The organism is Clostridium sp. CMCC3677, assembly GCF_023845585.1.
GTDB lineage: Bacteria > Bacillota > Clostridia > Clostridiales > Clostridiaceae > Clostridium > Clostridium aquiflavi.
Genome location: NZ_JAMQHS010000007.1, coordinates 138,931 through 154,479 on the forward strand (window position 1 = coordinate 138,931; position 15,549 = coordinate 154,479).

General features: G+C 26.9%; 14 protein-coding genes. 5 read left to right on the forward strand and 9 right to left on the reverse strand.

What is annotated here, in order from left to right; genetic code table 11:
• Positions 1–140: 140 nt before the first annotated feature.
• A complete protein-coding gene (locus tag NG901_RS10410) occupies positions 141–1,364 on the reverse strand; it encodes a class I SAM-dependent rRNA methyltransferase (protein ID WP_252214246.1) in 1,224 nt (407 codons plus the stop codon).
• A 223-nt stretch (positions 1,365–1,587) separates the two neighbouring features.
• On the opposite strand from NG901_RS10410, the gene NG901_RS10415 reads away from it, so the two are divergent.
• Complete coding sequence (locus tag NG901_RS10415) at positions 1,588–2,607, forward strand: acyltransferase family protein (RefSeq protein WP_252214248.1); 1,020 nt, start codon at positions 1,588–1,590, stop codon at positions 2,605–2,607.
• A 94-nt stretch (positions 2,608–2,701) separates the two neighbouring features.
• Here the strand turns inward: NG901_RS10415 and NG901_RS10420 are convergent, their stop codons facing one another.
• The 3 genes from NG901_RS10420 to NG901_RS10430 form a co-directional block, all read right to left on the reverse strand.
• Entirely contained in the window at positions 2,702–3,895 is a 1,194-nt protein-coding gene (locus tag NG901_RS10420) for a DUF6348 family protein (protein ID WP_252214250.1), read from the reverse strand.
• A gap of 535 nt (positions 3,896–4,430) precedes the next feature.
• Positions 4,431–4,583: a zinc-ribbon domain-containing protein gene (locus NG901_RS10425; protein ID WP_003373161.1), complete on the reverse strand. Its 153-nt coding sequence runs from the start codon at positions 4,581–4,583 to the stop codon at positions 4,431–4,433.
• Between the two features lie 309 nt (positions 4,584–4,892).
• Entirely contained in the window at positions 4,893–5,774 is an 882-nt protein-coding gene (locus NG901_RS10430; protein WP_252214252.1) for a LysR family transcriptional regulator, read from the reverse strand.
• 115 nt (positions 5,775–5,889) lie between these two features.
• On the opposite strand from NG901_RS10430, the gene NG901_RS10435 reads away from it, so the two are divergent.
• Both NG901_RS10435 and NG901_RS10440 read left to right on the forward strand, forming a co-directional pair.
• Positions 5,890–7,083 carry a coenzyme F420-0:L-glutamate ligase gene (locus NG901_RS10435; protein WP_252214254.1) on the forward strand — a complete coding sequence of 398 codons (1,194 nt, stop codon included), beginning with the start codon at positions 5,890–5,892 and terminating at the stop codon, positions 7,081–7,083.
• Positions 7,084–7,406: 323 nt separating this feature from the next.
• On the forward strand, positions 7,407–8,510 hold the full coding sequence (locus tag NG901_RS10440; protein ID WP_252214256.1) for a DEAD/DEAH box helicase: 1,104 nt from the start codon (positions 7,407–7,409) through the stop codon (positions 8,508–8,510).
• A gap of 251 nt (positions 8,511–8,761) precedes the next feature.
• Here the strand turns inward: NG901_RS10440 and NG901_RS10445 are convergent, their stop codons facing one another.
• From NG901_RS10445 to rbr, 4 genes are all read right to left on the reverse strand, one after another.
• The gene (locus tag NG901_RS10445) at positions 8,762–10,456 is read right to left on the reverse strand and encodes a flavin monoamine oxidase family protein (protein ID WP_252214258.1); all 1,695 of its coding nucleotides are present in this window, start codon (positions 10,454–10,456) and stop codon (positions 8,762–8,764) included.
• A 677-nt stretch (positions 10,457–11,133) separates the two neighbouring features.
• Positions 11,134–11,523, reverse strand: a complete 390-nt coding sequence (locus NG901_RS10450; protein ID WP_205449427.1) for a bacteriohemerythrin — start codon at positions 11,521–11,523, stop codon at positions 11,134–11,136.
• Between the two features lie 174 nt (positions 11,524–11,697).
• Complete coding sequence (locus NG901_RS10455) at positions 11,698–12,339, reverse strand: flavin reductase (RefSeq protein ID WP_252214260.1); 642 nt, start codon at positions 12,337–12,339, stop codon at positions 11,698–11,700.
• Between the two features lie 50 nt (positions 12,340–12,389).
• Entirely contained in the window at positions 12,390–12,926 is a 537-nt protein-coding gene (gene rbr / locus NG901_RS10460) for a rubrerythrin (RefSeq protein WP_252214262.1), read from the reverse strand.
• A 352-nt stretch (positions 12,927–13,278) separates the two neighbouring features.
• On the opposite strand from rbr, the gene NG901_RS10465 reads away from it, so the two are divergent.
• Positions 13,279–14,466 (forward strand): anaerobic nitric oxide reductase flavorubredoxin, encoded by a 1,188-nt coding sequence (locus NG901_RS10465; protein WP_252214264.1) that lies wholly within the window; start codon positions 13,279–13,281, stop codon positions 14,464–14,466.
• A 106-nt stretch (positions 14,467–14,572) separates the two neighbouring features.
• Positions 14,573–14,734 (forward strand): rubredoxin, encoded by a 162-nt coding sequence (gene rd / locus NG901_RS10470; protein WP_252214266.1) that lies wholly within the window; start codon positions 14,573–14,575, stop codon positions 14,732–14,734.
• 501 nt (positions 14,735–15,235) lie between these two features.
• Here rd and eutM read toward each other — a convergent pair.
• On the reverse strand, positions 15,236–15,526 hold the full coding sequence (gene eutM / locus NG901_RS10475) for an ethanolamine utilization microcompartment protein EutM (RefSeq protein WP_012425061.1): 291 nt from the start codon (positions 15,524–15,526) through the stop codon (positions 15,236–15,238).
• Between the last annotated feature and the right edge of the window lie 23 nt (positions 15,527–15,549).

The following is a 15,549-nucleotide window of genomic DNA, read 5'->3' on the forward strand; positions in this document are numbered from 1 at the left end:
TTTCAACATGTTGTTTAAAACTTCATATATATTAATGTATTAATTTATTCATATCAATAAAAAAAGATCTAGATTAAATCTAAATCTTAATTTTAAACACTATTTAACAATGCTTTATTCTATATTTATTGTTTATAATCTTAGTTCATATTTTCAATTTCATTCATTAATTTATCACAGTATACTTTAACAAAAACTACCTTAAGATAATCGCCTTCAGGATATTTATCTGAAACCGCAAAATCCTCTGGTAATGTATGTTCCTCAAGAATAAAATACTTCTTATTACTTTCTACAAATGCTTTATCAATAAACTTCTTAAATTTATCCATATTAAATGTAGAACAATTAGTAGAACAAACTATTACTCCCTCATCTTCAGTAACATCAATAGCACTCTTAACTAAATCTTTGTAATTACTTGCTGCACTAAATGTATTATCTTTAGAAGTAGCGTAACTTGGAGGATCTAATATAACTAAATCAAATTTCTTATTATCTTTTTTAGCTTCCTTAAAGTAATGGAATATGTCTTCTACAATAATTTCATGATTATTTGGATCAATCTTATTTAATTCAAAATTTTCAATAGTCTTTTTTAAACTTCTACCTGCCAAATCCACACTAGTAGTTATAGCACCACCCATTGCTGCTGCCATTGAGAATGCTCCTGTATATGAAAAAGTGTTTAATACTCTCTTACCATTAGAATAAGTATTCTTTATAGATTTTCTAACATCCTTTTGATCTAAGAATACCCCAACCATAGCACCATCATTTAAATAAATGGCAAAATTCACGTTGTTTTCTTTAACAACTAAAGGTTCTGGTGCTTTTTGACCACAGTAATAGCTATCTTCATCTACAACCATTCCATTGTCTTCAAATCTCTTCTTTTCATATATTCCTTCAAATGAAACTAAAGATTTTATAGATTTTATTATATACTCCTTGAATGCATAAATACCTTTGCTATACCAGGTTATAAGATAATATTCATCAAAATAATCTATAGTTAATCCACCAATTCCATCACCGCTGCCATTAAATACTCTAAAAGCATTTGTATCTTTAGAATGGTATAATTTCATTCTTTTTGAAAAAGCATTTCTTAACTTATCATAGAAAAACTTATTATCAAAATTACACTTTTTACTATTACTTAAAACCCAACCACAACCCTTGTTTTGCTTTCCATAATAGCCTTTACCTAAAAATTGTTGCTTCTTATCTACTAATGTAATAATATCTCCTTCATTTTTTAACACCTGTGGATTTTCTAATGTTTCCGCTGATATTAATGCATATTTATTGCTATATTTTTTTACATATTCATTTTTCACTATAACTTTTAATTCTTTCATTTGTTATCCCTACCTTAAATTAATACTTATATTATATATTTATCTCAATTATATAGCAAAGATTTTTAATTTATGTAATTAATAAAATGGTTAAATTAACATATCCTAATACTATTGACTCTAAGGCAACACTATGTTTTATTATAAATAGTATGAATTTTAAAATTATATTAAGATATAAATAAGAATACTCTTATTTTGATTAATAAAAGGGGTTAATAAAATGGTAGAAACGCATAGGAATTATTTAATTGATAATAGTAAAGGTATATTAATTTTTCTAGTAGTCTTAGGACATAGCTTAGAATTCTTACGAAAGGATTATGATATTGTTAGAATTATGTATACCTTTGTTTATCTTTTTCATATGCCAGTATTCATCTTTATATCAGGTTATCTTTCTAAAAATATAGAAAAAGGACGTAAAAATGCAGTAAAAAATTTATTTATACCATTTCTATTTTTCAACATAATATGGAATATAATTGAGATGTATTCTAGATATTTTCTAGGAAATAATGCTGTTGAAATTACAAGTATAACTGTATTTTCATTTTTTACTCCTGGGTGGGCATTATGGTATATATTTTCAATGTTCCTTTGGAAAATATTTTTACCAGATCTTTTAAAAATTAGAAATATATTTATGATCAGTATCATTGTAGGAATAGCTGCTAGACTTTTTAGTGAATTAGGTACATTCATGTCGCTTTCACGTACTCTTGCATTTACTCCATTCTTTCTAGCTGGATATTATACAAGTGAAAAAAAATTACATGAATTAAGAAAATTTGGACAAGTCCCTTCTATATTAATTACTGGTATAGGTATTACACTTGCAATTCTATTTGTTAAGCTTTTTAATATTCCAGGAGAATTTTTATGGGCTGATCGTTCTTATAATCATTTTGAAATAGGTATGATAAAAAGTATTATTCTTGCTACACTAAACTACGGAATTGGTTTTCTATTTATATATGTATTTGCAAATTTGGTAACTAAAAAGGAAACTTTTTTATGCAAATTGGGTAGAAATACTTTATCGGTATATTTACTACATACTTATTTTATTGGTGTTGTGTTGGGCATATGTTCTCTTATACCAAGTGATATTGTTAAATTTATAATCATTATAATAGGTACTTTTATTATTACATTTTTACTTTCACGAGATGTTGTAGCTATTAAATTTAATTGTTTCTTAAATGGTCTTAATAAAAAAATATTTGCTAAGGAAAAGTAAATCTTAAAAAGGTTGTTACAAAATAAAATGAACTGCTCCCTGTCTGCTTAACAGGGAGCAGTTCAAAATGTAACAACCTTTTATATTTAGTTACTTAAAAAACTCTATAATCAGCTCTAACATTAAATGCTAAAGAAGTCATACATAAACTCTCCATTTTACTCCCATTATTTAAAGCTTTATTAATTGCATTAAATAATGAACTTTTAAAAACAATATTCATTATCTCACTATTTTCATAGTATCCACTTTTAATAGTTCTTTCAATAATATCATATATTAAATTATAAGACATAATTTGTTCTTTAAATAATTGAATCTTTTCATTTCCTTTTAGTAATATAATTTCATCTGAATACTTTACCTCTGGGAATATAAACTCACAAAAAATTTCTGGTATAAAGCAAAATAATTCAGTAGTTAAAGTGTTATCAGCACAGAAATTAAAAATTTGAGTATATAAATTATTGTATTTTTCTGCTGAATCACATTGTTTGTATAAATCCAATGCTTTCATAGTAATATTACTAATATGTATTGGGGTAAAATTATATGGTACATATGTATTTTTTCCTTGAATTAAAACAAAAATTTGTTTTTCGGAATACAATGCTTCTTCTATTTTCCACACTTTAATATGTTCATTAATAATCTTACTTATGCTAATATTAACTGTTCCATTTATTCTACATTCGCAGTTTGTTGAATTACCAGTTTTAGATGCATATATCTTTATATAATAAACCCTTTTATTTCCTAAGCGCTTTTTTATTTCTTCCCCCAATAGTTCCCAATAATCTATTTTTTTACCTTCCAACTTTTTTCCTTGAGCTGTTAAACAGCTTTTATAGAGCGTAAACTCATTTATTTTATCATAATATTTTATTTTTAATTTATGACCTTCTTCATTTCTTAATGCATGTGTTATTCCACATAATGATGATAAAGAAAAACTAGATACTGCATGTTCAATAGCTGAATTAATATTACTTCCAACTCCTGCTACACATTCAAGTAAATCTTCATCAAAAATCTCATGCTTAAGTACAAATATAACTTGAATAAATCCTTTATTTATTTGTGATACATGTGCTTCTATTCTTAATTCTATGTCTTTAATATATAAATTTTCATTTTTTATTTCACTTCCTTTTATTACATTGTTTAGTACTCTAATAACTTTTTGATCATTAGTTAAATTTACATTACTTTTCATATCTTCCTTATTGGTTTCTATATCTTTTATATTTTTACTTTTTCTATTAAATATCTTGTTAAATATTCTCATTTGATTATTTTTCCTTTTAATTTGATTTTTAGTAATTTACTTAACCTCTTTAACATATAAAAACCTATTAGTTAAGTTACACTTTAATATCGGATTATTTTTCCATTACTTTATATTTATCCCTATTTTTATACTTAAAGTTTTTAATAGAATATATATTTATTTTATAAAAAACAAAAAAAATCCTAAAGATTAGCAATATTATCTATAAGAATTTTACATATTTATAATATTTCTTTTAATTATATATTAATATTTCTTTTATTAATTCTCTATCATAAACAATATTTAGCAGTATTTAATCAATGAATTCTCCTCAAAACTCGTATTAATTATACATATTATGGTATGAGCCTTGACATTTTATAAAAATTTATTATAAGCATACTTATACACTCATAATAAATTAATTTCTAGAAGCCAGTAAGTTAAGCCTTCAATAAATTTTGCCTACTGGTTCTTATTTTTATTAATAAATCTTTATAACAAAAAAGACTGTAGTTTAAACTACAGTCTTATTTATAACAATATAAAATTATCTTCTATTTTGTTCTTTTTTAGCTCTTCTACAAGCTGCACATCTTGTTGGTTCATTATCGAATCCTTTTTCTTTGTAGAATTCTTGTTCTCCTACTGAAAATATGAATTCACTACCGCAATCTCTGCATACTATTGTCTTATCTGTCATAATAATTCCTCCCTAATTTAAAGATCTTAATTCATTAATAATCTCCATTTACGAGAAACTATTTATCAAATACAAGTCTTTATTTTAGTAACATTTCTGCTACTCATTTATAATAACACATAACTTTATTTATTACAAGGTAATTTTATTATTTTATATATTTAATCTATACTTTCATATATACAATACAATTAACTTATATTTTAATTTGTTAAACATTTTTATTGATAATATCTAAAAATATGTTCTCTGAAGTTATATCCTTTCTTAAAATTTTCTATGCTACCATATAATTGATATTTAACAAGCTTATCCTTCAATTATTTCTACAAATTTAGTTGAAGCTAATGAAAGTGGAACTCTTTTTAAATAACACACCCCTATATTTCTTTTAGGAATTTCCTCTACTGTTTTTACTTCATATATTAAACCTTTATTTAAATATTCCTTTGCAAATTCCTTAACTACACATGCTATTCCTAAATTTATTTTTGCAAATTCTAAGAGCAAATCATATGAACCGAGTTCAAACTCTGGTGATATTTTTATACCTTTTGAAATCATAAAATTTTCCACATATTTTCTTGAATTTGATGTTTGTTCTAAAAATATTAACGGCAAATTAGCCACATCGTCAAGTGACATATTATCATTTAATAAATACTTGTACTTCTCTCCACAAACGAAAATATCTTGTACTTCTACACATGGTCTTAATTCTAAAGATGGGTCATCTATTGGAAAATTACATATTGCTATGTCTATCTCACCACCTTTTATAAGTGTGCACAGCTCTAATGTTGTACTATTAATGATTTTAAACTTAATATTAGGATACATATTATGAAACTTCTCCAAATAAGGCATTAAATAATATTTTGAAATTGTATCACACACACCAATTTTAAGTTCTCCTACAGATAAATTGTGAAATTCTAAAATCTTTTCTTCTCCAGCTTCTATTAAACCTATAGCTGAATCTACATATTCAAAGAGATGTTTTCCTTCATTAGTTAATGATACTCCCTTAGGTGTTCTATTAAAAAGACGAGTGTCTAATTCTCTTTCAAGCTGCATTATAGATTGACTTATAGCTGGTTGTGTCATATAAAGTTCCTCTGCCGCCTTTGAAAAGCTCTTACTTTTTCCTACTTGACGAAAAATTTTATATAGATCTAATTTACTTATCATATAAGCTCTCCTTATATTAGATATATTTACTATTTATTTTACTTATATCATTAATTGGAGTATATTACAAGTATAAACCATATTATTTTGAATTTATTTTAAGGGAGAGATTATTGTGGAAAGAGTTATCGGAACAGTTGTTAGAGGACTTCGTTGTCCAATTATAAAAGAAGGAGACAAAATTGAAGAAATCGTAGTTGATAGCGTATTAAGAGCTTCAGCATCTGAAGGAATTTCTATTAATGATAAAGATATAGTTACTGTAACTGAATCAGTTGTTGCACGTGCTCAAGGAAACTATGCTTCAATAGATAACATAGCTACAGATGTTAAATCTAAGTTTGGTGATGATACAATTGGTGTTATATTCCCTATCTTAAGCCGTAACCGTTTTGCTATTTGTTTACGTGGTATTGCTAAAGGAGCTACTAAGAAAATAGTTTTAATGTTAAGCTATCCATCAGATGAAGTTGGAAATCACTTAGTAGATTTAGATCTTTTAGATGAAAAAGGTGTTAATCCTTGGACAGATGTTTTAACTGAAGCAAAATTCCGTGAATTATTTGGATATAACAAGCATCCTTTCACAGGAGTTGATTATATCGACTACTATAAATCTTTAATAGAAGAATACGGTATAGAATGTGAAGTTATCTTCTCAAATGATTGTAAGACTATTTTAAATTACACTAAGAGCGTTCTTACTTGTGATATACATACAAGATTTAGAACTAAGAGAATATTAAAAGCTAACGGTGGAGAAAAAGTATATAGCTTAGATAATATATTATCAGAATCAATTGATGGAAGCGGATGCAATGAAGCTTATGGATTATTAGGTTCTAATAAATCAACTGAACAAACAGTGAAGTTATTCCCTCGTGATTGTCAACCAATCGTAGATAATATACAAGCTTTACTTAAAGAAAAGACAGGTAAAAATGTTGAAGTTATGATTTACGGAGATGGCGCTTTCAAAGATCCAGTAGGTAAGATTTGGGAACTTGCTGACCCAGTTGTTTCTCCAGCTTATACTCAAGGATTAGACGGAACTCCAAATGAAATTAAATTAAAATATCTTGCAGATAATGATTTTGCAGATTTAAAAGGTGAAGAATTAAAAACTGCAATTTCAAATTACATTAAGAATAAAGAGGCTGATTTAGTAGGTTCTATGGCTGCACAAGGTACAACACCAAGAAGACTTACTGACCTTATTGGATCATTATCTGACTTAACTTCAGGTAGTGGAGATAAAGGAACACCAATAATCTTCATTCAAGGATATTTCGATAACTACACAAAATAATACTTAATTAAATATAATAGCCACTTAGATAAATTAACTTCTAAGTGGCTATTTTTCATATCAATATACTCTGGTTATCCAACCCTATGTTATAAATCAAATTTCATTGACTACAATACTTTTAAGTGATATTATTTTACTAAAACAGTTATTATTTAAATATTGATTATTTGTAGAGCTTGGTTGTTTTTAACAGATACCAAGCCTTTATTTATTTAATGGATATTCTAAGAAATAATAGTCTCATCTGCTAGTCTATTTTAGGCTATTATTTTCTTACATTTGCATAATATTAAAATATACTAATTGAAAGGATAATAATTATGAACTTTAAAACTTTAGGCATAAATGAAAATATAGTTAATGTACTAAACAAAAATGGAATTAAAACTCCAACTCCAATTCAGGAAGAAAGTATACCACAAATTTTATCAGGTAAAGATGTTATCGGAGAAGCAAAAACTGGAACTGGAAAAACTCTTGCTTTTCTTCTTCCCATTTTTCAAAACATATCACCTAATACTAATGGAACACAGGTGTTAATTCTGTCTCCTACTAGAGAATTAGCAATTCAAATAACAGAGGAAACAAAAAAACTTAATGTAAATAATGATATTAATATATTAGCTGCATATGGTGGTAAGGATATTGGAAGTCAATTAAAAAAACTTAAACATAATATACATTTGGTTATTGCCACTCCTGGTAGACTGCTTGATCATATTGATAGAAAAACTATCGACTTATCAAAGCTAAAAACTATAGTTATAGATGAAGCTGACCAAATGTTATTAATGGGATTTAAAAATGATATTGAAAAAATTATGAAAGCAGCTTCAAAAAAGCACCAAACACTTTGTTTTTCCGCTACTATGGATTCACAAGTAAAAAAACTTGCCTATAGATATATGATTGATCCATTATTTATAGACATAAAATCACCAACTATAGCTGTTGATAAAATCAAACAGCAAGTTGTAGAAACCACTGATAGATGGAAACAAGATGCCCTTTGTACTACTTTGCAAGAAGATAATCCATTTATGGCAATGATATTTTGTAGAACTAAACGCAGAGCTGATGTCCTTGAGATTGCACTTCATCAAAAAGGTCTTAATTGTCAAAAAATACATAGCGATGTTCCTCAGTCTAAGCGTGAAAGAATAATGAAATCTTTTAGAAATGCTGATATTCAATATTTAATAGCAACAGATGTAGCTGCAAGAGGAATAGATATTTCTGGTGTTTCACATATTTATAATTATGATGCTCCAGAAACTCCAGAAAGCTATATTCATCGTATAGGAAGAACAGGACGTGCAGGTGAAAATGGTTATACCTGTATGTTCATTGCACCAAAAGATTCTTATCATCTAAATGCAATAGAAAAAAAATTAGGATTTACAATACCTAGACGTGAAATTTAAAAGATTTCTTTTATTTAGGCTATGTTTTAGCAGAGTGTTGATATATGCATAAGCAAAGTGGGTGGAGTAAATGAACTTAAGAACACTAAAATGATTATAGTCCCATTTTAGCTTGCTCCCAATATAAAATTAGGACAAGCAGTAAATGTGACAATACTCATTAAGGGTTCTAAAAGTCCATTTACAATGCCACTTTACCTATTGCATATATCAACACACATTTAAAACATAGCCTTTATTTAAAATATAATTTAGTATTTTTTTACTTCTTTACAGTGTTGTGCTATTGAATTAGCAACATTCATCCCACTATTTAAAGCCCCTTGCATCCACCCATGTTTATTTGAAGCATGTTCACCTGCAAAATACACTTTATCTTTATATTCTGATTTTGTCATTGAATATAAAAAGTTAGTATGTTGATTAGGTGTAAAATAACAGAACGCGCCTAAAATTCCAGGTTCATTATTCCAATTTATTGTTTTAAAATCCATTACTATTTTATCAAGATATTTACTTGGGAGACCATTCACCTTCTCAACTTGTCTTTTTATCGTTTCAAAACGCACATCATTATTTAAGTTTCCTAAACGTATAGCATCTTGTCCAAGATTATATGAAGCTAAAAGTACTCCATAATTATTATATTTACTATGTTTTTTTATATTATAATTATAATATGGATACCATATACTTTGAATTGGCAAATCGGTGTAAGATCCACCCCCTAATATTTTTTCATTATCATTACCTTTTTCCCAAAAACGTTCATTACACATAAAAAGTGTTTTTTGAGATGATGAATAATTTACTTCTTTTATTGCTTGCATTTTTTCAGTACTAAACATTGGAAATATATTCATATTTCTAAGACTAGAGAGAGGAATTGCACAAATAACATAATCAAAACTTCTACTGAAATTTTTTGAAAAATTTTTATATTTATACTCAAGTATAACTTTATTATTCTTATTATCATTAAATATACTAGTTACTGTTTTTCCATTTTCTAAAGTCACTTTTCCTAAATTCTTTTTTTCTATGTTAGTATATTCTTTAGGATTTTTAGAAATTAATGAATTATAAAAAGCAAGAGGTAAATTAACTGAACCACCAACTATTTCATATCTATAAGCATAATCTACACTATAGTCTTCTTGCAAATTTTCTAAATAGCTATTATCATAAAAAGCACCAAGAAAAGGAGCAACACATGATATGAGTTCTATAGCACCTTCACTTAAGTTCATTTTTTTTAATTCATCTCTTATACTTAAATTGTCTAAAGATTGAATTAGAACTGAATATTGCTTTTTTATATGTAATAGTTCATTTCTTATAGATGGATTTATCTTTAAAAGATTATCTGCTAGAGCATAATCTATAAGTTTTTGCCAAGAGGTATTTTTTTCTTCAGGAGTTAGATTAAATTCAGGATAAATTTTTTCCATTACATTTTTACCTTCAGAATCATTTCTTACACGTTTATTTCTTATGTACATAAATGCATTTTCATTTGTTTGGATAAATGGTCTTGTTTGTAAATTAAAAGTATTTATATAATGCCATGTACTTTCATGACTTATTGGTATACGCATAGCTCCAAGTTCACCATAAAAATTTTTATTTTTATCAAAATAATGTGTATAGACTCTACCACCAATACGGTTGCTTTGCATTTCAAAGATTGTAACATCAAAACCTAACTTTCTAAGTTCAAAAGCAGAAGATACGCCCGCAAGACCACCACCTATTATACCAACTTTAATTTCTTTACAATCTTTTGGAGAGGCAATTGTTGTAATATCATTTGGTGGAGCAAGTGCTGATATTATATCATCAAAATCTTCAATACGATTGGATTTTTCTAAAGCAGTTTTTAACATTTTATATCTTTCTTCATTGGATGGATTGAGTGATTGTATATATCTAAATTCTGCATTCATCTAAATTCAACTCCATTTTATAATGATATATTTAAGTTATATATTAAATATATTACTTTTTAAAAATAACATACCAATTATTTTTTAGATTAAAATTCATTAAATAAAGTATCTACATAAAAAATAAATAGAATTTATTACTCTAAACATAAAAATCCTTAACAGTACATTCCGGTATTGTCAAGGATTTTTCCTTTGATGAAAATTAATTCAACATATCATTTAATCGGGCATTAATATGAATCTAATTGTAAATAATATCGCAAATATGTATGAAAGTTCATGTACTTCTTTTCCTCTTCCAGTTGATACTTTCATGATAGGGTAAAATATTGTTTAGTTATAAAAGAATGTGTCCCTTATGGGAAATAACAAAAGATATTAATATAGATTTAGAATAGATATATTGTGAATTTTATAAAGGAAGATATGAAATCCTTATGCTTATAAATGCTCGAATTGCTATTTAGTTGTTTGAAAAATTTGTATAGTGATAATTCATCTGATATAATTGAGTTCATAAACATTTATACATATCTCCAAGTTGTATTTTGTGTAGGAACTTAATTATAATAAGGATTTTGTATAAATGTTTTTTATTCAATTGTAAAAATTATTGAAATGTTTTTTGCACTATCATAATTATATACATATCTTAATTTTGCATAAAAGTATAATTATTTTCCTATAAGTTTATCATTTGAATAGATATGTCCTGTTAACCAATCATTTAGAAGTTGCAATATACTGACTATATATTCATCTTGATCCTCATCAATCTTTGAAAAATCTACATCTTTAATTCTTTTTATAAACGCATCATGCTCAACTTTCTGAGTAAACATTCTTTTATAATTAATACTTTTCATGTATTCTTCTTCAGCATTAAAATGAAAAACAGTGTAGTCTTGAAGTTCTTTTATTAAATCTACTACTTTATCATATTTATCAATTGTAAGATCATTTTTTAATAAAGCATAAGTTCTATCAGCTATTTCAAAAAGAACTTTATGCTGTTCATCAATAAAATCTATTCCAGTCTTATATTCTTCTTTAAATTCATACATTAAACACTACCTTCTTTCAATCTTTATATTTTGTAATTATTATACACCCAATAATATATTTTATCAATTAATAATTATTACACATTAAAGCAAACTCCTAATTTAATAAAAGTAAAATAATGTGCAACAAAGTTTTATTGTACGCTATTTTACTTTTTAATATCATTTCTATTGTTACTTTTTAAATACTGATTTTTTCTGACCACATATTGGACAAATATAATCATCTGGTAATTCTTCAAATGGAATGTCTCCTGAATACTCATATCCACATACACTGCATACATATTTTTCACTCTTGTTTTCTACTTTTGTATCTTCTGCAATATAAGTTGGAGCATTTTTAGGGCTTTTTCCTTTTACAACTTTATGATAATAGGAATATGTCATAGCATCATCCTTTGAAAGAACATCTCCATCTATTACTTTACCTAAGAAAACAGTATGTGTATCTGTTTCCATCTTATTAACTACCTCACAGGTAATATAAGCACATCCTTCCGTTACAATTGGCATATTCCCTTTGATTTCATACTTTACTGAATCAAATTTATTTACATTTTTTCCAGACTGAAATCCAAAAGTACCAATGATTGATGGATCTGAATTCTCTCCTAAAATTGAAATTGCAAATTTTCCTGTTTCTTTAATACACTGATTTGTATAGTTATCATGATTTATACTAATTGCAATTGTCGCAGGTTCTGATGTAATCTGCATAGCACTATTAGCTGTACAACCAGTTGGTCTTCCTTCATCCCATACAGAAATTATATAAACTCCATATGATAGGTTTCTAAATGCGTTGTTATTCATAATTGTTGCCTTCTTTCATATATAAAATTTATAATTCTCTAATTTTAAAATTAATAATTCTCTGCTTTTATTTCAAAATAGCTTTGTGGATGTGAACATACAGGACAAACTTCTGGAGCCTTCTTCCCAATACATATGTGTCCACAATTAGAACATTTCCAAATTACATCTCCATCCTTTGAAAATACTAAATCATCTTCAATATTAGCAAGTAATTTTTTATATCTTTCCTCATGCTCCTTTTCAATCTTAGCAACCTCTTCAAATAAATATGCAATCTTATCAAATCCTTCTTCTTTTGCTTCTTTTGCAAAGTTTACATACATATCTGTCCACTCGTAATTTTCGCCTTCAGCAGCTGACTTTAAATTATCAGAGGTATTGCCAATTCCATTTAAAAGTTTAAACCACATTTTAGCATGTTCTTTTTCATTATTAGCTGTTTCCTCGAAAATAGATGCTATTTGTACAAATCCATCTTTTTTAGCTTTTGATGCAAAATAAGTATACTTATTTCTTGCTTGAGACTCTCCTGCAAATGCAGCCCATAAATTAGCTTCTGTCTTTGTTCCTTTTAAATTACTCATAAATCATCTCTCCTTATAATATACATTAGTTAACTATTTTTATTTGTTAATTATTTTTATTTGTATATGTAATATTATATCATTATGCATATTAAATTCCAATTTTTTTAACAAATTTTGATGTTATATATAATAAAAATTTAAAGTCTGATCAATAACTATCCTTTTATTTACGCCTCTTTATTTGCATATTTTAAGTTCGATATTAAATATTTTACTAAATACTATTTTTGTATTTAATTCTTTTACTAATAAGTGAGATGACTCTGACTCTATACTGTCCTGTAAAATCTATATTCATTTTTTCTTAATTATGGTATATAATAAAAAAAAGAAAGAGGAGGTTATTTAGATGAGTTTTAAAATAAATGATACTGTAACTTGGGTTGGAAAAATCGATTGGGAATTAAAACAATTCCATGGAAATGAATTGTCTACAGATAAAGGTTCCTCATACAATTCATATTTAATCAAAGATGAAAAGACAGTATTAATAGATACTGTTTGGACACCATTTACTACAGAATTTATTACTAATTTAAAAAAAGAAGTAGATATACAAAAAATTGATTATATAGTTATGAACCATTCTGAAGTTGATCATAGTGGTGCCTTAGTAGAACTTATGAAAGAAATACCTAACACTCCAATTTATTGTGCTAAAAATGGGGTTAGAATATTAAAAGGACTTTATCATCAAGATTGGAACTTTGTGGAAGTGAAAACTGGAGATACATTAGATATCGGTAAGCATAAACTTACTTTTATAGAAGCTCCAATGCTTCATTGGCCAGACACTATGTTTACATATTTATCAGGTGAAAATATATTATTTAGTAATGATGGTTTTGGTCAACATTATGCTTCAGAGCTTATGTATAATGATAAAGTTGATCAATCAGAACTATATCATGAAGCACTAAAATATTATGCAAATATTTTAGCTCCATTTAACAGACAAGTTGCAAAGAAAATTGAAGAAATATTAAACCTTAACTTACCAATTGATATGATTTGTCCAAGTCACGGTATAATATGGAGAGATAATCCAATGCAAATAATAAATAAGTATGCAGAATGGGCAAATGAATATGCAGAAAACCAAATAACAATAATATATGATAGTATGTGGAATGCAACAAGAAGAATGGCAGAATGCATAACAGAAGGAATAACAAGTAATAATAAAGATGTTGTAGTAAAAATTATTAATTCAGGTAAGACTGATAAGAATGATGTAATTGTTGAAGCATTCAAGTCAAAGATAATTCTTTTAGGTTCCTCAACTATAAATAATGGTATTTTGGCTTCAACAGCTTCAATTCTAGAAATGATAAAAGGTTTTAAATTTAAAGGCAAAAAAGGAGCAGCTTTTGGTAGTTATGGTTGGAGTGGCGAATCTATAAAATTAATTACAGAAGAATTAGAAAAAGCTGGAATTAAGACAATTAATTCAGGAATAAGAGAATTATGGACTCCTGATGAAGAAGCATTAGAGAGATGTAGAGAGTTTGGAAAAAATATTGCAGAAGAGCTTTAATTATATACATATTTACAATTAATAATTTGCTTTATATAAAGGAAATTATTATTCTTATAATATGTATATTTAATTAATATTACTAATTCAAAGGAGGATTTATATTATGGAAAAATACGTTTGTACAGTATGTGGTTATATTTATGATGAAGCAGCAGGTGATCCAGATAATGGTGTTGCATCTGGAACAAAATTTCAAGATATTCCAGAAGATTGGGTTTGCCCATTATGTGGAGTTCCAAAATCAGATTTTGAAAAAGAAAACTAGTATAAATTTTAATTAATATAATAAATAACATATAATGCACAATGTTTTTGTCTATGTGCATTATATGTACCTCTTCTATATAACATATATAGTAATGTATGTATCATCATTACATCTTTTACAGCAGCATTGCAGGTTTTCTTTTACGTCTTTTCCTAATCCTGATTTATATTAATTATACAATGAATGTGGGTTCTTCAGAATTCACATTTTTTTATTCTTTAGGAATTTATATTATTAAAAAATTTGTGGATAACTTTTAAAATAATGTGTTTTAAAGGTATTATGAGTACCCCTAAAGAATAAAAAATAATCATATGCCGCACCATTATTCCTGCACTGCGTTTGGAAAGGGCGCATGGCTAAAAAAATCCACGGCTCCAAAGTCGCCTTAGCGATTTTGTTCTTTTTACAACAAAATGGGCCGTTGCAAAACTAAATTTTAAGTAAGTTTTGCAACAGCCACAATTTTTATTATTTTATCTAATTTATGTTCTCTTATTATTTTGCAGTTTCTTTAGTTGATGGAAGTATAACTTCTACTTCTGAGTGTGGACGTGGGATAACGTGAACTGACACTAATTCTCCAACACGTTGTGCAGCAGCAGCTCCTGCATCAGTAGCAGCTTTTACAGCTCCTACGTCGCCTCTTACCATAACTGTTACAAGACCACCACCAATATATTCTTTACCTATTAAATAAACATTTGCAGCTTTCACCATAGCGTCTGCAGCCTCAATTGAACCAACTAATCCTTTTGTTTCTATCATTCCTAATGCATCAAATTTCATTTTAAATTCCTCCTAATTTCTTC

Bases quoted from the DNA above. Each gene is read 5' to 3' on its own strand.
- NG901_RS10410 (WP_252214246.1), bottom strand. From the start codon at position 1,364: ATGAAAGAATTAAAAGTTATAGTGAAAAATGAATATGTAAAAAAATAT.
- NG901_RS10415 (WP_252214248.1), top strand. From the start codon at position 1,588: ATGGTAGAAACGCATAGGAATTATTTAATTGATAATAGTAAAGGTATA.
- NG901_RS10420 (WP_252214250.1), bottom strand. From the start codon at position 3,895: ATGAGAATATTTAACAAGATATTTAATAGAAAAAGTAAAAATATAAAA.
- NG901_RS10425 (WP_003373161.1), bottom strand. From the start codon at position 4,583: ATGACAGATAAGACAATAGTATGCAGAGATTGCGGTAGTGAATTCATA.
- NG901_RS10430 (WP_252214252.1), bottom strand. From the start codon at position 5,774: ATGATAAGTAAATTAGATCTATATAAAATTTTTCGTCAAGTAGGAAAA.
- NG901_RS10440 (WP_252214256.1), top strand. From the start codon at position 7,407: ATGAACTTTAAAACTTTAGGCATAAATGAAAATATAGTTAATGTACTA.
- NG901_RS10445 (WP_252214258.1), bottom strand. From the start codon at position 10,456: ATGAATGCAGAATTTAGATATATACAATCACTCAATCCATCCAATGAA.
- NG901_RS10450 (WP_205449427.1), bottom strand. From the start codon at position 11,523: ATGTATGAATTTAAAGAAGAATATAAGACTGGAATAGATTTTATTGAT.
- NG901_RS10455 (WP_252214260.1), bottom strand. From the start codon at position 12,339: ATGAATAACAACGCATTTAGAAACCTATCATATGGAGTTTATATAATT.
- rbr (WP_252214262.1), bottom strand. From the start codon at position 12,926: ATGAGTAATTTAAAAGGAACAAAGACAGAAGCTAATTTATGGGCTGCA.
- NG901_RS10465 (WP_252214264.1), top strand. From the start codon at position 13,279: ATGAGTTTTAAAATAAATGATACTGTAACTTGGGTTGGAAAAATCGAT.
- rd (WP_252214266.1), top strand. From the start codon at position 14,573: ATGGAAAAATACGTTTGTACAGTATGTGGTTATATTTATGATGAAGCA.
- eutM (WP_012425061.1), bottom strand. From the start codon at position 15,526: ATGAAATTTGATGCATTAGGAATGATAGAAACAAAAGGATTAGTTGGT.